Annotated in this window: 14 protein-coding genes and 1 pseudogene; 5 read left to right on the top strand and 10 right to left on the bottom strand. The window is 71.5% G+C overall.

The window, feature by feature from the left end; all coding sequences use genetic code 11:
* The first annotated feature begins 71 nt into the window (after positions 1-71).
* Positions 72-893 (top strand): tryptophan-rich sensory protein, encoded by an 822-nt coding sequence (locus ACJJV7_RS02245; RefSeq protein ID WP_405372006.1) that lies wholly within the window; start codon positions 72-74, stop codon positions 891-893.
* A 15-nt stretch (positions 894-908) separates the two neighbouring features.
* On the opposite strand, the gene ACJJV7_RS02240 is transcribed toward ACJJV7_RS02245, so the two are convergent.
* The 4 genes from ACJJV7_RS02240 to ACJJV7_RS02225 all read right to left on the bottom strand — a co-directional run bounded on the left by ACJJV7_RS02240 (position 909) and on the right by ACJJV7_RS02225 (position 3,507).
* On the bottom strand, positions 909-1,634 hold the full coding sequence (locus tag ACJJV7_RS02240; protein WP_405372004.1) for a glutamine amidotransferase-related protein: 726 nt from the start codon (positions 1,632-1,634) through the stop codon (positions 909-911).
* 29 nt (positions 1,635-1,663) lie between these two features.
* Positions 1,664-2,383, bottom strand: coding sequence for a LysR substrate-binding domain-containing protein (locus ACJJV7_RS02235; protein WP_405372002.1), 720 nt, complete (start codon positions 2,381-2,383; stop codon positions 1,664-1,666).
* A gap of 76 nt (positions 2,384-2,459) precedes the next feature.
* Complete coding sequence (locus tag ACJJV7_RS02230) at positions 2,460-2,990, bottom strand: thermonuclease family protein (RefSeq protein WP_405372000.1); 531 nt, start codon at positions 2,988-2,990, stop codon at positions 2,460-2,462.
* Between the two features lie 109 nt (positions 2,991-3,099).
* A complete protein-coding gene (locus ACJJV7_RS02225; RefSeq protein WP_405371998.1) occupies positions 3,100-3,507 on the bottom strand; it encodes a transferase in 408 nt (135 codons plus the stop codon).
* A gap of 97 nt (positions 3,508-3,604) precedes the next feature.
* Between ACJJV7_RS02225 and ACJJV7_RS02220 the strand changes: the two genes are divergently transcribed.
* Positions 3,605-4,270, top strand: a complete 666-nt coding sequence (locus tag ACJJV7_RS02220; RefSeq protein ID WP_405371996.1) for a YitT family protein — start codon at positions 3,605-3,607, stop codon at positions 4,268-4,270.
* Positions 4,270-4,569 carry a putative quinol monooxygenase gene (locus tag ACJJV7_RS02215; protein ID WP_405371994.1) on the top strand — a complete coding sequence of 100 codons (300 nt, stop codon included), beginning with the start codon at positions 4,270-4,272 and terminating at the stop codon, positions 4,567-4,569. Before ACJJV7_RS02220 ends, ACJJV7_RS02215 begins: the two co-directional genes overlap by 1 nt.
* 31 nt (positions 4,570-4,600) lie before the next feature.
* On the opposite strand, the gene ACJJV7_RS02210 is transcribed toward ACJJV7_RS02215, so the two are convergent.
* From ACJJV7_RS02210 to ACJJV7_RS02190, 5 genes are all read right to left on the bottom strand, one after another.
* Positions 4,601-5,374: a DNA-formamidopyrimidine glycosylase family protein gene (locus ACJJV7_RS02210; RefSeq protein ID WP_405371992.1), complete on the bottom strand. Its 774-nt coding sequence runs from the start codon at positions 5,372-5,374 to the stop codon at positions 4,601-4,603.
* Positions 5,367-10,193, bottom strand: a complete 4,827-nt coding sequence (locus ACJJV7_RS02205) for a DEAD/DEAH box helicase (protein WP_405371990.1) — start codon at positions 10,191-10,193, stop codon at positions 5,367-5,369. Before ACJJV7_RS02205 ends, ACJJV7_RS02210 begins: the two co-directional genes overlap by 8 nt.
* 79 nt (positions 10,194-10,272) lie before the next feature.
* The gene (locus ACJJV7_RS02200; RefSeq protein WP_405371988.1) at positions 10,273-11,877 is read right to left on the bottom strand and encodes an ABC-F family ATP-binding cassette domain-containing protein; all 1,605 of its coding nucleotides are present in this window, start codon (positions 11,875-11,877) and stop codon (positions 10,273-10,275) included.
* A 327-nt stretch (positions 11,878-12,204) separates the two neighbouring features.
* Complete coding sequence (locus ACJJV7_RS02195) at positions 12,205-12,693, bottom strand: hypothetical protein (protein WP_405371986.1); 489 nt, start codon at positions 12,691-12,693, stop codon at positions 12,205-12,207.
* A 100-nt stretch (positions 12,694-12,793) separates the two neighbouring features.
* Positions 12,794-13,453 (bottom strand): alpha/beta hydrolase, encoded by a 660-nt coding sequence (locus tag ACJJV7_RS02190; RefSeq protein WP_405371985.1) that lies wholly within the window; start codon positions 13,451-13,453, stop codon positions 12,794-12,796.
* Between the two features lie 100 nt (positions 13,454-13,553).
* Between ACJJV7_RS02190 and ACJJV7_RS02185 the strand changes: the two genes are divergently transcribed.
* The gene (locus tag ACJJV7_RS02185) at positions 13,554-14,222 is read left to right on the top strand and encodes an NUDIX hydrolase family protein (protein ID WP_405371983.1); all 669 of its coding nucleotides are present in this window, start codon (positions 13,554-13,556) and stop codon (positions 14,220-14,222) included.
* Between the two features lie 47 nt (positions 14,223-14,269).
* On the opposite strand, the gene ACJJV7_RS02180 is transcribed toward ACJJV7_RS02185, so the two are convergent.
* Positions 14,270-15,337: a threonine aldolase family protein gene (locus tag ACJJV7_RS02180; protein WP_405371981.1), complete on the bottom strand. Its 1,068-nt coding sequence runs from the start codon at positions 15,335-15,337 to the stop codon at positions 14,270-14,272.
* A 74-nt stretch (positions 15,338-15,411) separates the two neighbouring features.
* Here ACJJV7_RS02180 and ACJJV7_RS02175 point away from each other — a divergent pair.
* Positions 15,412-16,521 (top strand): annotated as a pseudogene (locus ACJJV7_RS02175) (MFS transporter); the annotation flags it as partial.
* Between the last annotated feature and the right edge of the window lie 47 nt (positions 16,522-16,568).

Below are 16,568 nucleotides of genomic sequence, written 5' to 3'. Positions count from 1 at the left end.
CCGTCGCTAGCAGCGCGGGCGCCGTTGTCAACAGGTCGCGGCGCCCGCGCGGCCCGCATACCGTGGGCGGCATGATGAGTTCTGCTTCTGCGACGAGGTCCGACGTCACCCGCCAGGTGGTGGTGGTGTCGGCAACGGTGTTCATGCTGGTCGCCGCGATGTTCGGCGCGGGCGTCCTCGGCGGCACGCCCGTGCAGGACCTGCAGGGCGGGGCGCTGTCGGCCGACGCCACCGTCCTCGCGCCGGCGAGCTCGGCGTTCTCGATCTGGAGCGTCATCTACCTGTTCATGATCGCGTACACGATCTGGCAGGCGCTCCCCTCGCAGCGGGCCAGCGAGCGGCAGCGGAGGGTCGGCTACGTCATCGCGGTGTCGGCGGTCTTCAACGGATGCTGGTTGCTCGCCGCGCAGTTCACGACTCTCCCGGTGACCGTCGCGACGATCGTCCTCCTGCTCATCACCCTCGCCGTCGCGATCCGCATCCTCGTGCGGAATCCGCCCCGCACGATCGTCGAGAGCCTGCTCACCGACGTCACGGTCGGTCTGCACCTCGGTTGGGTCTCCCTTGCGACCGTCGCGAACACGACCGCCTGGCTGACGGCGGAGGTCGCTCCCGCATCGTGGGGCGACGCCGCCGACACCTGGGGGATCGCGGTGCTCGTGGTCGTCGCCCTCATCGGCGCGGCGATCGCCGTCGGCACCGGTGGCCGCATCGCCCCTGCCCTGGCGATGGCGTGGGGCCTTGCCTGGATCGGCGTAGGCCGCACGAGCGGTGAGCCCGCCTCGATGCCGGTCGGCGTCGCCGCGTTCGTCGCCGCCGCGATCGTCTTCCTCGTGCCGGTGGTGCTGTGGGTCACGGGCCGTCGGGGCGAACTGGCGCTCGCGCGGCGCTGACGACGGCGCCGGTCGTCAGAACGTGTGCGCGAAGGTCCGCAGCAGACGCTGCGGCTCGGCCAGATCGGCGCCCAGCACGCGTGCGGCCACGCGGTCGTACTCGCTCGCCTCGAAGTAACCGTCGTTGCGGTAGATCGTCATGCGCTCAGTGAAGGCCGCGCCCGTGGGCTCGGGATGGAACTGCGTCGCGTACAGACGATCGCCGATCCGGTAGGCCTGGACGGGGCAGTCGTCGTTGGTGGCGAGCAGCACGGCGCCGTCCGGCATCCGCGCGACGCCCTCCTTGTGCGCCGTCAGCGCCGTGAACGTCGGGGCCATCGTCCCGAAGAGCGGGTCGCGTCGTCCGTCCTCCGTGAGCCGGACGCCGGTGGGGCCGGTGTCCTCGGGGTACCCCCGGGTCACCTCGCCGCCCAGGGCGCGCGTGGCGACGCCGATGCCGAAGCACGTGAACAGCGCGGTCGTCTGCCCGGCGGCGGCCGCCCGGGCGACCCTGCCGAGCCCCTCCTCGAGGCTCCGCTGAGCGGCGGGCTTCGCGGATTCGGGCTCGGTGGTGTTGAAGGGGCTGCCCCCCACGACAAAGCCCCGCCAGCGGTCGAAGGCGTCGTCCGGCAGCGCGTCGTGGACGAGGTCCCACCGGTCGAGCCCCGACGCGTCGACCTGCATCGCGGCGCGGAACGAGGCGTACTCCCCGTCTGCCGCGTCGACCTGCGGCCGGACGCAGAGATACACGAGCGGAGCCATTGTCCGAGTCTAGATCGGCGGCGCCCCGCTCAGTGGCGGGACGAGTTCGCCGTCCGCCCGCGGACGATGCCCACGAAGACGTCGACGAGATCCGTGGCGTCGTCTTCGCGCCAGGCCAGGGCGACGGCCGAGGCGGGCACCCCCAGGAGCGGGCGGAACGTGACGTCCTTGCGGTGATGGAGGCGCGCGAGCGACATCGGGACGATCACGATGCCGACGCCCGCGGCGACGGTCGCGACCGCATCGGCGGTGGTCTCGGGCGGCGCGAAACGGGGCTCGGCGGTGCCGTCGATCCGGATGCCGGTCACGTCATCGGCCGGAATGATCTGCACCTCTCCGGCGAGATCCGCCGGGGTGAGCTCGTCCGCGGCCGTCAGGTGCGATTGGGCCTCGCAGACGACCACGGCGGCGTCGTCGTAGAGGGGGATCGTGTGGAGCCCGCTCCGCTCGATGGGCAGGCGCACGAGCGCCGCATCGACGTCTCCGCCGAGGAGCGCGTCGCGCTGCCCGGACACGTCGAGGGGCACCAGCTCGAGGGCGACGCGCGGCATCCGCTGCTTCCAGATGTCGATCCACTTGCCCGGAGTCGCGCCCGGGAACGCGCCGAGACGGAACGGCCCCGGCGACAGCAGCGGCGGCGGGGCCGGGGCCGGTGCGGGCTTCGGCTTCCGGGCCGGTGCGGGCTTCTTGCCGCCCGTGCGAGGGGTCGGGCGAGCACCTCTCCGTGGGGGTCCGCCGCGTCCAGCCATGCCGTTCAGCGTAGTCGGGTCGGCGGCGCGGGGTTCAGGGGCAGAGGTTCAGGGGTGGGGTCCAGGTGCGCCGGGGTCAGGGGCAGGCGCTCCAGGTGCCGGCGCCCTCGCGCTCGGCGGCCTGCTCGGCGCGCTCCAGCTCGGCCGCTCGGGTCGTGTTGGGCGGAATGCGCATCGTGCGGGCGAGCCCCTCCCGCACGAGCTGCTCGTTGACGAAGGCGCCCTCCTCCGTCCAGATGTAGACGAGCAGCCGCCCGTACCGATCGCGATCCTCCTGATCGGTGAGAGCCCACACACGAACGTTCTCGGGGAGGAGGGCGCGCAGACGGTCGCGGGCCGCATCAGCTCCGCATTCGGGTTCGGGGGTCCCTTCCGGAGTGTCGATGCCGATGAGGCGCAGGCGCTCGGCGTCGTCGGCGGGATCGCCGCCGACGGGGCGGGCCTCGACGGTGTCGCCGTCGAAGACGAACGACACGGCGTATTCACGGGCCCCCGCCGGATGGGCGTCAGGGCTCGACGGGCCGCTCTGGGCGGTGAGCACCAGAATCCACACCAGTGCCAGGGCGAGCGCACCGGCTGCGCCGATCATCAGGCGTCGCGTCGTCACACCCCGAGGTTAACGAGAACGACCGACACCCGGAGGATGTCGATCGTTCGTGAGGGCATCACGAGGATGCCGTTCGTTCGTGAGGGCATCACGAGGATGCCGTTCGGTGTCAGGCGGCGAGGCGAAGCCCACGCCGGTCGGTCGCGATGCGTTCACCGTCAGCGACGTTCTCGTCGTCACGGATCAGCGATTCGCCGGCGACACGGGCGCCGGCGCCGATGAAGGCGCGGACGCCGATTTTCGCGCCGGGGCCGATAGCCGCTCCCGGACCGATGTGCGCGTGCGGTGCGATCTCGGCGTTCGGGCCGATCACGGCATCCGGCTCGATCCACACGCCGCGCCCGATGTGGGCGCCTGCGGCGATCTGGGCGCCCGGTTCGACGTAAGCGCCTGCTTCGACCAATGCGCTGGGGTGCACCTTGGCGCCGTTTGCGATCAAGCCGCGTCCGTTGACGTGCTTGCGGTAGCGCAGCGTTTCGCCTCGGTCGTTCTCGATGTCGATGTAGTTCTTACCCACGAGTCCTCCTTGTCAGGTACAACGTCCGCGGGGGGATTTCATTCCCAGAAATACATCCGGAACAGGGGGATGACATCAGGTTTGGCAGGATGTACCGGTGACCGACGCTTCCCCTCCGCTCGACCCCGTCTCCCCGACGACTGCTCCGTCCCTCGTCTTCGAGCAGGAGGCCGCACCGCACACGGTTCTCGACGACGTCGTGGGGCTCGTCACCGGCACCTTCACGGTGTCGCTGGGGCTGTTCCTCCTCGAGCTCAGCGTCGCCGTCACGGGCGGGACGGCCGGGCTGTCGCTGCTCCTCTCGCACGCCGTCGCGTGGCCGTTCTGGCTCCTGTTCGCGGTCGTGAACCTGCCGTTCGCGGCGCTCGCGGTGTGGAAGCGCGGCTGGGGCTTCGCCCTGCGGACCGCGGTGTCGGTCGCGCTCGTCTCGGCGTTCTCGGTCGTCATCGACGAGCTCTTCCGCGTCGAGTCGATCGACCCGATCTTCGGGACGGTCGCCGGCAACCTGTTGGCCGGCATCGGCCTGCTCATCGTCTTCCGACATGGGTCGAGCCTGGGCGGGATCAACATCGTCGCCCTGATCGTGCACGACGCCACCGGAATCCGCGTGGGATGGACGATGATGGTGTTCGACGTGATCATCATCCTTCTGGCGTTGCTCGTCGTGCCGTGGCCCAATGTCGTCATGAGCGCGGCAGGCGCTGTGGTGCTTAATCTCGTGCTCGCCCTCAACCACCGGCCCGGCCGGTACATCGGCCACTGATGGTCGACATCGGAGGGGTGCGGCTGTCGGGGCGCATGATCTGCCACACGCAGGAAGAAGCGGATGCCGTGCGTCGCCACCTCGACGCGCACATCGAGCGGACCCGCGCCGAACCGGGCTGCCTGCTCTTCGAGATCACCCCGCTCGGCGGCGGGCGGGCCTGGTCGGTCGAGGAGCTTTTCACCGACGCGGAGGCCTTCCGCGCGCACCAGCGGCGCCTGCCCGAGAGCGAGTGGGGTCGCGCGACGGCGGGCATCGAGCGGCGCTACCGCATCGAGGGGCTGCCGCCGGAGGACTGATGCGGCGTGGGGGCACGGAGGTGGCGCCCGGTCAGGGCTGGCACACCGGGCACCAGAAGATGATGCGCTCGCTGGTCGCGCGGGCGCCCAGGTCGGACTTCTCGATCAGGGTGCCGCAGCGGCGGCACGGCTTGTGCTCGCGCCGGTACACCCACGTCTGCTGACCGGGACGGCTGTCGCCGGTGAAGGTCCGGCCCTGCCGGTCGCGGTTGGCCTGGATCATGCGGGCCCCGGTCTCGATGATCCCCACCGTGTCGACATCGGCGGCGAGAGCCGTGGGCCGGATGCCGCGGACGAACAGGATCTCGTTAACGTACTCGTTGCCGAAGCCGGCGACGTTGCGCTGGTCGAGGAGGGCCACGTGGATCGCCCGGCTATCGGCGGCGACCCGGCGGGCGGCGTCGGCCGGGTCCCAATCGGTGGCGAGCGGGTCGGGGCCGAGATGGCCCACGATGCGCTCCTCATCGGCGGTGGGCAGCACTTCGACCATCGCGAGCTCGAAGCCGACGGCATCCGCCGGCGCCGTGCCAACGACCGCGCGCGCTTGGAAGGCGGGGGCGCGCCACTTCTCGCCCGGGCGGTAGACGTGCCAGCGCCCCTCCATCTTCAGATGCGAATGGAGCGTGTACTCGCCGATGCGCATGAGCAGGTGCTTGCCACGCGGCACCACCTCGTGGACCGTCTCGCCGCGGAGGTCGGCGAGGGCGCTGCGCGGAACCCGCACCTCGAAGCGGCGGACCACTTCGCCCGCGAGCCCCTCGTGCAGCCGGCGGGCGGCGCGGAAGACGGTGTCGCCCTCAGGCATGCTGCGGCTCCCGGGAGCCGCGGCGCAGCGTGAGGCCGCGCGGCGACTCGACGAAGCCGGCGTCGCGGAGCGCGCGCCCTGCCGGTGTCGTGTAGACGAACGCCCCGCTGACCTGCTCGATCGTCAGGGTGTCGAGCTTTCGTGCGCGCGCCGTCTCGACGAGGCTGCGGGCGGCGGCGGCGAGGAGGTCGTCGTCGTCGGTGAAGACGAGCGCGGTGCGCCCTCCGCGTTCGAGGTACAGGATCAGGGCGCCGTCGACGAGCACGACCAGGCCGCCCGCCTTGCGTCCGGGCCGGTGGGTGACTCCCTCGAGGGCGGGCCAGTTCAGCGCGGCGCCGTAGGGGTTGGCGGGGTCGGTCGCCGCGAGCGTCCGCCCGAGCAGAGGCGCGGGCTCGGGCACCGACGCGAACTCGCGCAGCCGGTCGACGGTCGCCGAGGTGGCGAACTGGGCGGCGCCCAGCTTTTCGATGAAGTAGCCGCGGCGGCAGTGCCCGGCATCCTCGAATCCCGCGAGGATCCGGTAGGTCTGCGCGAAGCCGCCCGGCACTCCCTCGGACTGCACCGACCCGCGGGTGACGACGCCGTACCGCTCGAGGAGGAGGCTCGCGGTCGCCGTCGCGCGGAGGGTGGCGTCGTCGTCGGCGAGGGGGAGGAGCGACCAGCGTCCGCCGACGAGGGGTGGGCGCTGCGGCGCCGAGCGCCCGGCCGCGGCGAGCGGCGTGCCGCGGAACATGCGGGTGCGGGGCGTGCGGCGGGTCGTGCGGTGGGCTTGGGAGCCCCCGCCGAGCAGCCCTCGGACGGGCGCGAAGGTGTCGTTGGTCACACGCCCCGACCAGGTGAGGTTCCACAGCGCCTCGATGACCGACTGCTCGTTCTCGGCGCCGATCATGGCGGTCAGCTGGGCGGCGAAGTACGCACCCCCGGCAGCGAGGGCGTCGAGGATGCTCTGCTCGAACGGCGTCGGCTCGTCTTCGGGGGCCTGGAGGGTCAGGGTCGCGGCGTCGGCGGGATGCAGGGCGATCCAGCCGTCGCGGCCGGGGAGCGATCCGTGGCCCGACCAGAGCACCTCGCCGGTCGCGGTGAGCTCGTCGAGGAGCGCCGGCGAGTAATCGCGCACGCGGGACGGCAGGATGAGCGACTCCCACGCGCTCGCCGGGAGCGGCACGCCTGCCAGCTGCTCGATCACGGCGAGGACGCCGTCGACGCCTTCGAGGGGACGTGCGATGTGCTGCCAGACGGGGAGGAAGCGGGCGAGGGCGTCGGGGGCGACGGGCTCGACGCTCCCGCGGATCGCGGCGAGCGAGCGCATGCGGAGCCGCCGCATGACCTCGCTGTCGCACCACTCGAGATCGTCCGTGTGGGACGACCGCTCGGGGAGGAAGAACCCGCTCGTCAGCCGGCCCTGGGAGTCGAGGCGTTGTAGCGCCTGGCGGGCGACGGCCGTGCCGACACCGAGGCGTGCGGCGAGGTCGGAGGTGCGGAACGGGCCGTGGGTGCGCGCGTACCGGGCCACGAGGTCGGCGAGCGGATCGGCCACGGGTTCGAGGAAGGCGGTGGGGATGCCGACGGGCAGCGCTGCGCCGAGGGCGTCGCGCAGCCGCCCGGCGTCTTCGATCGCGGCGACGCGGGCGACGCCGCCGATCGTGACGCGGATCGCGCGTCGGGAATCGATGAGCTGGCCGAGCAGCGCGGCTCCCTGCTCCTCGGTGGTGGGATCGGTCGCCGGTGCGGACTCGGCGTCGATCGGCTCGTCGGCGCCGTCGGCGTCGGTGTCGGCATCGGCATCGGGCGACGCGGCATCCACCGCCGTCGGGGCAGCCGGAGCCGGCGCGGTCTGCGTTCGGGCACCCGCGCGCTCGTCGAGCGAGGCGGCATCCACCCTCTCCGCGACCTCCGCAGCCGTGAGCGGGCCGAGCAGGCGGAGGAGGTCGGCGACGCCTTCGAGCCCGCGGACCCGGCGCGACGGGTCGAGGCGCTGCACCTCGCGTTCATACTGCTCGATCACGCCGGGATCGAGCAGCTCGCGCATCTCGATCTTGCCGAGCAGCTCGCTCAGCAGCGAAGGGTCGACCGAGAGGGCCGCGGCCCTCCGTTCGGCGAGAGGCGAGTCGCCCTCGTACATGAAAGCGCCGACGTATCCGAAGAGCAGATCGCGGGCGTAGGGCGAGGGCGAGCTCGTCGTCGTCTCGACGAGCCGGATGCGCCGGTCGCCGATCGTGCGCGCCAGGCGCAGGAGGGCGGGCAAGTCGTAGACGTCCTGCAGCACCTCGCGGAGGGTCTCGAGGATGATCGGGAAGGTGGGGTGCTCTTTCGCGACCTCGAGCAGCTGCGCAGATCGCTGCCGCTGCTGCCAGAGCGGCGACCGCTTGTTCGGGTTCAGGCGGGGCAGCAGGAGTGCCCGCGCCGCGCACTCGCGGAAGCGCGAGGCGAACAGGGCCGACCCGCCCACCTCGTCGGTCACGAGCTGTTCGAGCTCATCGGGCTCGAAGACGAACAGCTCGGCACCGGGGGGCTCGGCATCCGTGTCGGGAACACGGGCGATGATGCCGTCGTCGCTGGCGACCGCCGCGCCCTCGACCCCCAGCCGCTCGCGGATGCGGGCGTTGACCGCCAGCGCCCACGGAGCGTGCACGTGCATGCCGTAGGGGGAATGGAGGATGACGCGCCAGTCGCCCACCTCGTCGCGCGAGCGCTCGACGGTGAGGGTCTTGTCGGTCGGCAGGCTGCCGGTGGCCTCGCGCTGCTCGCCGATGTAGGCGAGCAGGTTGCCGATCGCGTTGTCGTCGAGCCCCGATTCGCGGAGTCGCTCGGTCGCCTTCTCGGGCGTCGCGGCGGCGAGTTCGCGCGAGAACGTCCCGAGCGCCTCTCCGAGCTCGGCGGGGCGCCCCAGGCCGTCGCCGTGCCAGAACGGGAGCTTGCCGGGCTGCCCGTAGGCGGGCAGGACGTTGACGCGGTCGTGCGTGATCTCGACGATGCGCCAGCTGGTCGTGCCCAGCGTGAAGACGTCGCCCACGCGCGACTCGTAGACCATCTCCTCGTCGAGCTCGCCGACGCGGGCATTGCGCGCCTCGCCGGAGATGAACACACCGAACAGCCCACGGTCGGGGATCGTCCCGCCGCTCGTGACCGCGATGCGCTGCGCTCCCGGGCGGCCGACGATGGTTCCCTCATCGCGGTCCCACACGACCCTCGGGCGGAGCTCGGCGAAGGCGTCGGACGGGTACCGGCCGGCGAGCAGGTCGAGGGTCGCCTCGTACGCCGAGCGCGGGAGCGACCGGAACGGTGCGGAGCGTTTGACGGTCTCGTACCAGCCCTCGACGTCGAGGGTGGCGACGGCCGAGGCGGCGATCGTGTGCTGCGCGAGGATGTCGAGCGGGTTCTGCGGCACCGAGATGGCCTCGATCTGGCCCGCCAGCATCCGCTCGGTGACCACGGCCGTGTGCAGCACGTCGCCGCGGTGCTTGGGGAAGAGCGCGGCACGGCTGACCTCGCCGACCTGGTGCCCCGCGCGTCCGACGCGCTGGAGTCCGGATGCCGCCGACGGCGGCGCCTCGACCTGGATGACGAGGTCGACGGCGCCCATGTCGATGCCGAGTTCGAGACTGCTCGTCGCGACGACGCAGCGGAGCACACCCGACTTCAGCTCGTCTTCGACCTGGGCGCGCTGCTCCTTCGAGACCGAGCCGTGGTGGGCCTTCGCGAGGATCGCGGCGACGCCGGCCGATGATCCCGCCTGCGCCATCATCGCGGCGGGGACAGTCGGGTCGGGCACCTCGATGCCGACGCGCTCGGCGTAGATCTCGTTGAGCCGGCCGGTGAGACGTTCGGCCAGGCGGCGCGAGTTCGAGAACACGATCGTCGAGCGGTGGGCGAGGATGCGGTCGACGATGGCCTCTTCTACGTGCGGCCACACCGATCCGGTCATCTCGGACGACTGCGGCGGCGTGTACCAATTGCCGTCGCCGTCCCCGTCGTCGTCGTTCGGTCCGGGCGCCTCGGGCTCTGCGCCCGGAGCGGGGGAGCCGGGCGGCGGCGGAGGGTTCGTGAGGTCGTCGATCGGCACGACGACGGAGAGGTCGAACGCCTTCGTGGCGCGGGGCGCGACGATCTCGACGGGTGCGGCGCCGCCGAGGAACCGCGCGACCTCGTCGATCGGGCGGACGGTCGCCGAGAGCCCGATGCGCTGGGCGGGCTTGTCGAGCAGCGCGTCGAGTCGTTCGAGGCTCACGGCGAGGTGGGCGCCGCGCTTGGTGGCGGCGACCGCGTGCACCTCGTCGATGATGACGGTGTGGATGCCGCGCAGGGTCTCGGCCGCCTGTGACGTGAGCATGAGGTACAGCGACTCGGGCGTCGTGATCAGGATGTCGGGCGGATCGGCGAGAAGCCGCCGCCGGTCGGCCGAGGGGGTGTCGCCCGAGCGCACCCCGACCGCGATGTCGGGTGCCGGCATGCCGAGGCGACGCGCCGACTGCCCGATTCCCACGAGCGGCGACCGGAGGTTGCGCTCGACGTCGACGCCGAGGGCCTTGAGAGGAGAGACGTAGAGCACTCTCGTGCGGAGCGGCGCGGCATCCGTGCGCTTCTTCTTGGCGGCCTTCGGATCGGGGGCCGGCTCGGCAGCCTTGTCGCGGAAGATGCGATCGAGGGCCCAGAGGAACGCGGAGAGCGTCTTGCCCGAGCCCGTCGGCGCGACGACGAGGGCGTGCCTTCCGGCCGAGATGGTCTGCCAGGCGCCGACCTGCGCGTCGGTGGGCGCCGCGAAGGCGCCACGGAACCAGTCCTGCGTCGCAGGACTGAACCGCTCGAGCACATCTGCCATCACTCCATCTTCGCGCGGACCCCCGACATCGCCGAGGGTCTTGCGCCCGGGGCGCCGGCGGGTGGTGTGTGTGCCGCGATCACCGTTCCGCCAGCGCGCCGCCCTCCAGCTCGAGGGTCAGATCGGGCGCGATGCGGCCGAGGAACGCGTCGTCGTGGCTGACCACGAGAACGGCGCCCCGGTAGGCCGCGATCGCGTCGACGAGCTGATCGACCGTGTCGAGGTCGAGGTTGTTCGTCGGCTCGTCGAGCACCAGGAGGTGCGGTGGCGGATCGGCGAGCAGCACCCGCGCGAGCGCCACCCGGAAGCGCTCGCCGCCCGACAGCGCGCTCACCGGCCGCAGCACGGTGTCGCCTCGGACGAGGAACCGTGCCAGGCGGTTCCGCAGCTCGACGTCGCCGGTGTCGGGCGCGGCATCCCGGACGTTCACCAGCACGGAGGCGTCGTCGTCGAGGCCGTCGATGCGCTGCGACAGGTATCCGATGCGATCGGTGTGCGCCACCGCGTGCACGGCCGCACGGCCGGCATCCGGATGGTCGTCGCCACGCGCGACGAGCCGTTCGAGCAGCGTCGTCTTGCCGGCACCGTTCGGCCCGACGAGCGCGACTCGCTCGGGCCCCTGCACCACCCACGAGTGCTCGGCGTCGCCGATCGTGGCGATGCGGCGGCCCGGCGCGACCTCGGGATCGGGCAGATCGATGCGCACCGTGTCGTCGTCGCGCAGGCGGCGGCCGGCGAGATCGAGAGCGGAGCGGGCCGCGTCGACCTTCTCGTTCGCCTCGACGCGGAGCCTCCCCGCCGTCGCCTGCGCAGCGCGCTTCTTCGCGCCGAGCACGATCGGCGGCTCGTTTCCCTTCGCGGCCGCGCGTTTGCCCATCGCGGTGCGCGACGCGATGGCCGATTCCACCTGCTGACGGTCGCGCTTCTCGCGGCGGACGGCCTGACGGGCGGTCGCCTCGGCCTGCTGCGCGGCGGCCTGTTCGGTGTCGAGCCACGTCCGCCAGGCGGAGTAGGTTCCGCCGAACACCGACAGCTCGTTGCCGTACAGCTCGGCGGTGTCGTCCATCTCATCGAGCAGCACCGTGTCATGGCTGACCACGATCAGCGTGCCGCGCCAGGCCCGCACGAGCTCGTGCACCCGGCCGCGTGCGCGACGGTCGAGGTTGTTCGTCGGCTCGTCGAGCAGAGCGATCTCCGCCCCTCGCAACCGGATGCCGACGATCGCCGCCAGCACGGCCTCGCCGCCCGACAGCTCGCCGACGCGGCGATCGAGCGCGCCGGGCGGGAGCCCCGCGTCGGCGAGGGCCGCGATCGCGCGCGCCTCGACGTCCCAGTCGTCGCCGACGGCGTCGAAGTGGCGGTCGTCGACGTCGCCCCGCTCGATCGCGCGGACGGCGTCGAGCGCGGGCGCGATCCCGAGCACGTCGGCGATCCGCCGACCGGTGTCGAGGGTCAGCTGCTGGGGGAGCAGATCGACGCGGCCGGAGCGGCCGATCGATCCCGAGGTGGGCGTGAGCGAACCGGCGATGAGAGCCAGCAGGGTCGATTTGCCGGCTCCGTTCCGGCCGACGAGGCCCGTGCGGCCCTGCCCGATCGCGCCGGTGAGCTCGTGGAGGGCGACGGTGCCGTCGGGCCGGCGAAGCGAGACGTGGTCGAGGGTGATCGATGAAGCGGTGGTGGGCATGTGCGCCTCCCTGTCGTCAGGGTGCGCGGACGCGTGCGTCTCGATTCCGGTCCGCAGCGATCGGTGCGGCCGGGCAGCGGCTCACGAAGAGCGCATGCTGCGGGTCGAAGGGCGACGGTCCGCGCTGGTCGGTGGATGGATCACCGGAGCGGACCGTCGAATCGTCCTCGAAGAGGGTCGACGAATCAGCGCGGGATCACAGCGCGATCGCGTCGATTGCCTTCAACGGCTCTTCCTCACACTCGGGACGGGGACCCGGGCAATGTTAGCGACAATCCCGAGCGGATGCCAGGGGCCTGGCGCTCTCACCTGGGCGACCAAGCGCCGCTACGCGCCGGGGAGGGCCACCAGGAACCGGCGGACGTCACCGGGAAGAGTCAGTGTCATCTCCAGAGTCTTCGTTCCGGGATCGACGGGGATGTCCGCGGATTGCTGGGCCCCCGGAGCGCATGAGCCCGCGAAGAATGTGCCCGCGGCGTCCACTCGGAACTCTGCGACCGGCTCGCACGCGATATGGACCGAGAGGGACGTCGCATCTTCCGGCACCTCGACGGTGAAGGTTTCGGGCCCGACGCCTTCTCGATGGAGGACCGGCTCGGCACGGTCATCGAGATACTCCGGTGAGCCCGGATCGTCGAGAGCGATCAGCGGATCCCGGAGTTCGACCGGCGCAGGAGAGGGCGACGTCGTCTCGATCGTGGGCTCGCGCCCGTCCGGCGCGGGGAGAGGGCGAGGTGCAGGCGAGCACGACACCGTCAGAAGCCCGATCACGCCGATGACGGCAAGAGTGAAAGCGGTTGCTCGTGTGACGACCATGGAACCCCGATACCGGGGTGGCACCCCTCCCGAGCAGTATGCGGAACGCGACCAATTCTCGTCAATGAGCGTTTCGGTGCCGCACGGCCGGGGACCGCCCTCAGCCCTTCCGCTTCGCGAGTCGCTTCTCGAGGAAGACGCGCACGTCGTCGAGCTCGTCGGTGGAGACGGCGTGCGCGAGCTCGGCGTAGACACGGCCGCTGAGGTCGACGTGATCGGGCAGCCAGAGCGCCGTGTGCTCGACGAACGGGGGCGTGATGACCCCGTCCCGTGCGCCGCGGCCCCAGAAGACCGGCGGCCGGACCTCGGCGAGCGACTCATCGCCCTCGTGAGGCTCGGGAAACGCGTACCCCGAGAGGTTCACCACGAAGTCGATGTCGTGGGGGCGGGTGCGGAGCGCCTGAAGGGCGATCACGCCACCCTGCGAGAATCCCAGCATCCCGACGAGCGGGGCGTCGCCGCGAACGGCGTCGAGCCAGGTGAGCACCGAGTCGGTCGATGCCTGGACCTCGGCGGGATCGCGGCTCTGGACTCCGTCGATCGCGAACCACGAGTGCCCGGGCATCGGAAACCGGGGCGCGAAGGGGGCGCGGACGGATGCCACGACGAAGGCGGGCGGCAGGTGCGGGGCGAGGCCGAACAGGTCTTCCTCGTGCGAGCCGTAGCCGTGCAGGAGGACGAGCAGGGGCCGCCCGGGGCGGTCGGTCTCGCTCGCGGACCAGCGCACGGCATCCGGATCGAGGGAGACGTCGAGGGCCATGGGTCCATCCTGCCGCAGGCCTCCGACGTGCGGAATGCCGACTCGGGCGGGCGGGGGAGCCGCGGCATCCGGGGAGCATCAGCTCGGGTATACATGAGGCATGGCCGTTCGCACCCCCGATCCCGATCCGAACGAGCGCGACGACAACGACGACCCGCGCGATCCGCTGCGCGGACTGGGGTCGTCGTTCGACCGCACCGGACGCCCGAGCGGTGATGCCTCGTTCGGCTCGCCGACGCGCGGCAGCGGCGGCAACCCGGCGTGGCTGACCGACGTCGAGCTCGCCGAAGCGCGGCGCCGGCTCCCGATGCTCTACGTCGAAGCGGTGCCGGTGCGCACCGACGGCATGGGCGCGGTCACCGACGTGGGCATCCTGCTGCGGGCGACGCCCATCGGCGAGATCACGCGCACGATCGTGTCGGGCCGGGTCCGCTACGGCGAGACGGTGCGCGACGCGCTGTTCCGTCATCTCGAGAACGACCTCGGGCCGATGGCCTTTCCCCTGCTGCCGCCGCAGCCGGTGCCGTTCACGGTCGCCGAGTACTTCCCGATCCCCGGTGTCAGTGCGTTCCACGACGACCGCCAGCACGCCGTCTCGCTGGCCTTCGTCGTGCCGGTGACGGGCACATGCGAGCCGCGCCAGGACGCGCTCGAAGTCACCTGGATGTCGCCGGAGGAGGCGTCATCCGATGCGCTCGCCGCCGAGATGGAGGGCGGGCGGTCGACGCTCGTCCGTCAGGCACTCGCCTCCGTCGGCGCTTTGCGCTGAGTTCTCACCCCGCTGCGCGCGCCGTCGGCGCCCTCCGCTGAGCCGCCTCAGCCGCGGGTCAGGCGCGACAGCTCCGCCACGAACGCGTCGACGTCGGTCTCGCTCGTGTCGAACGAGCACATCCAGCGCACCTCGTTCTTCGAGGCGTCCCAGTCGTAGAACCGGAAACTCTCCCGCAGGCGGTCGGCCACGCCGTCGGGGAGGATCGCGAAGACCCCGTTCGACTGCGTCGGCTGGCTGAAGCTGACGCCCGAGATCGAGCCGTCCGCGATCCCGGCCTCGACCGCCCCGCGGAGGCGCTGCGCCATCGCGTTCGCGTGCCGAGCATTCCGCAGGTAGAGGTCGTCCTCGTACAGGGCGATCAGCTGAGCCGACAGGAACCGCATCTTCGACGAGAGCTGCATGTTGAGCTTGCGGAGGAACCGCAGACCCTCGGATGCCGCGGGGTCGAGGACCACGATCGCCTCGGCCGCGAGGGCGCCGTTCTTGGTCGCGCCGACGCTGACGACATCGACACCGGCATCCCGCGTGAACGCGCGCAGCGGAAGGTCGAGAGCGGCTGCGGCGTTGGAGAGGCGGGCGCCGTCGAGGTGGAGGCGCATGCCCCGCTCGTGCGCGTGGTCGGCGAGCGCGCGGATCTCGTCGGGCGTGTAGAGGGTGCCCAGCTCGGTGGACTGGGTGATCGACACGACGAGGGGCTGTGCGCGGTGCTCATCGCCCCATCCCCAGGCCTCGCGGTCGACGAGATCGGGGGTGAGCTTTCCGTCGTCGCTCGGAACGTTCAGGATCTTGATGCCGGCGACGCGCTCGGGCGCCCCGCCCTCGTCGACGTTGATGTGAGCGGTGGAGGCCGCGACCACGGCACCCCAGCGCGGGAGCATCGACTGCAGTCCGGTCACGTTCGCGCCGGTGCCGTTGAACACGGGGAAGGCCTCGGCGCCCTCGCCGAACCGGTCGGCGAAGACCTCCTGCAGCCGCGCCGTGTAGACATCCTCGCCGTAGGCGACCTGATGCCCGTCGTTGGCTGCGGTGATGGCCGCAAGCACCTCCGGGTGGACACCGGAGTAGTTGTCGCTGGCGAAGGAGCGGACCGTCGGGTCGTGGAGCGTCGTCACCGTCTCAGCCTAAGTCGCCGCCGTGCTCGCGATGCCCATTGTCGGTGTCGGCGCCCGGTCGTACCCTTCGTTTCATGACCACCCCGTCAGCGCCTGCGGAGGGGGCGGCGCGTCCGGTCCCCGCCGACGGGATGCGCACCTTCACCCAGGTTCTCGTCAACACCGCCGTGGCGAACATCACGACGAGCTTCCTCTGGTTCGCGCTCACCTTCTGGGTGTATCTCGAGACGAAGTCGGTGCTCGCCACCGGCATCATCGGCGGCGCGTACATGCTGCTGCTCGCCGTGTTCGGCATGGTGTTCGGCACGATCGTCGACCGGTTCCGCAAGCACCCGGTCATGATCTTCTCGGCCGTCTTCACGCTGGCGGCGTTCCTCCTGGCGGGCGCGCTCTACCTCTCCCAGCCCGAATCCCGCCTCCTCGATCTCGGGGCACCGTGGTTCTGGATCTTCTCCGGCGTCATCCTCACCGGAGCGGTGGTCGAGAACCTCCGCAACATCGCGCTCTCCACGACCGTCACCCTCCTCGTCCCGACTGCACGTCACGCGAATGCGAACGGGCTGGTCGGCACCGTGCAGGGGCTCTCGTTCATCGTGACGAGCGCCCTCTCCGGGTTCGCGATCGGCATCGTGGGGATGGGGTGGACCCTCGTCATCGCGATCGGTCTCACCGTGGCTCCCCTGATCCACCTGCTGCTCCTGCGCATTCCGGAGCCGGCGCCGATCCCCGACCCGGGAGCCAAGATCATCGACGTCCGCGGCGCTGCCGTCGCGATCGCCGCCGTTCCCGGGCTGTTCGCGCTCATCCTCTTCTCGACGTTCAACAACCTGATCGGCGGCCTCTACATGGCGCTGATGGACCCGTACGGGCTCCAGATGTTCGACGTGCGCATCTGGGGCGTCGTGCTCGCCGTGACGGCGACGGGCTTCCTCATCGGCGGCGGCATCGTCGCGTCGAAAGGCCTCGGGCGCAACCCGATCCGCACCCTCCTGCTCGCCGTCATCGTCATGGGCGCGCTCGGGGCGCTGTTCACCATCCGGGAGTGGTGGTGGCTCTACGCACTCGGCATCTGGCTCTACATGACCCTCATCCCGGTGATCGAGGCCGCCGAGCAGACGGTGATCCAGCGGGTGGTGCCGTTCGAGAAGCAGGGCCGCGTGTTCGGTGCGGCGACCGCGCTCGAGGATCGGCCCCCGAATCGACGTCCGAGCCCGCATCTCCGTTGGCGGAT

The sequence above is a fragment of the Microbacterium sp. Ld4 genome (assembly GCF_045066555.1).
GTDB lineage: Bacteria > Actinomycetota > Actinomycetes > Actinomycetales > Microbacteriaceae > Microbacterium.
The sequence above is the reverse complement of the archived record's forward strand: the minus strand, read 5'-3'. Positions and strand labels throughout refer to the sequence as shown.

What these genes read in the sequence shown, in the direction of transcription:
- ACJJV7_RS02245 (WP_405372006.1), top strand. Translation starts at nt 72, where the DNA reads ATGATGAGTTCTGCTTCTGCGACGAGGTCCGACGTCACCCGCCAGGTG.
- ACJJV7_RS02240 (WP_405372004.1), bottom strand. Translation starts at nt 1,634, where the DNA reads ATGGCTCCGCTCGTGTATCTCTGCGTCCGGCCGCAGGTCGACGCGGCA.
- ACJJV7_RS02235 (WP_405372002.1), bottom strand. Translation starts at nt 2,383, where the DNA reads ATGGCTGGACGCGGCGGACCCCCACGGAGAGGTGCTCGCCCGACCCCT.
- ACJJV7_RS02215 (WP_405371994.1), top strand. Translation starts at nt 4,270, where the DNA reads ATGGTCGACATCGGAGGGGTGCGGCTGTCGGGGCGCATGATCTGCCAC.
- ACJJV7_RS02210 (WP_405371992.1), bottom strand. Translation starts at nt 5,374, where the DNA reads ATGCCTGAGGGCGACACCGTCTTCCGCGCCGCCCGCCGGCTGCACGAG.
- ACJJV7_RS02205 (WP_405371990.1), bottom strand. Translation starts at nt 10,193, where the DNA reads ATGGCAGATGTGCTCGAGCGGTTCAGTCCTGCGACGCAGGACTGGTTC.
- ACJJV7_RS02200 (WP_405371988.1), bottom strand. Translation starts at nt 11,877, where the DNA reads ATGCCCACCACCGCTTCATCGATCACCCTCGACCACGTCTCGCTTCGC.
- ACJJV7_RS02195 (WP_405371986.1), bottom strand. Translation starts at nt 12,693, where the DNA reads ATGGTCGTCACACGAGCAACCGCTTTCACTCTTGCCGTCATCGGCGTG.
- ACJJV7_RS02190 (WP_405371985.1), bottom strand. Translation starts at nt 13,453, where the DNA reads ATGGCCCTCGACGTCTCCCTCGATCCGGATGCCGTGCGCTGGTCCGCG.
- ACJJV7_RS02185 (WP_405371983.1), top strand. Translation starts at nt 13,554, where the DNA reads ATGGCCGTTCGCACCCCCGATCCCGATCCGAACGAGCGCGACGACAAC.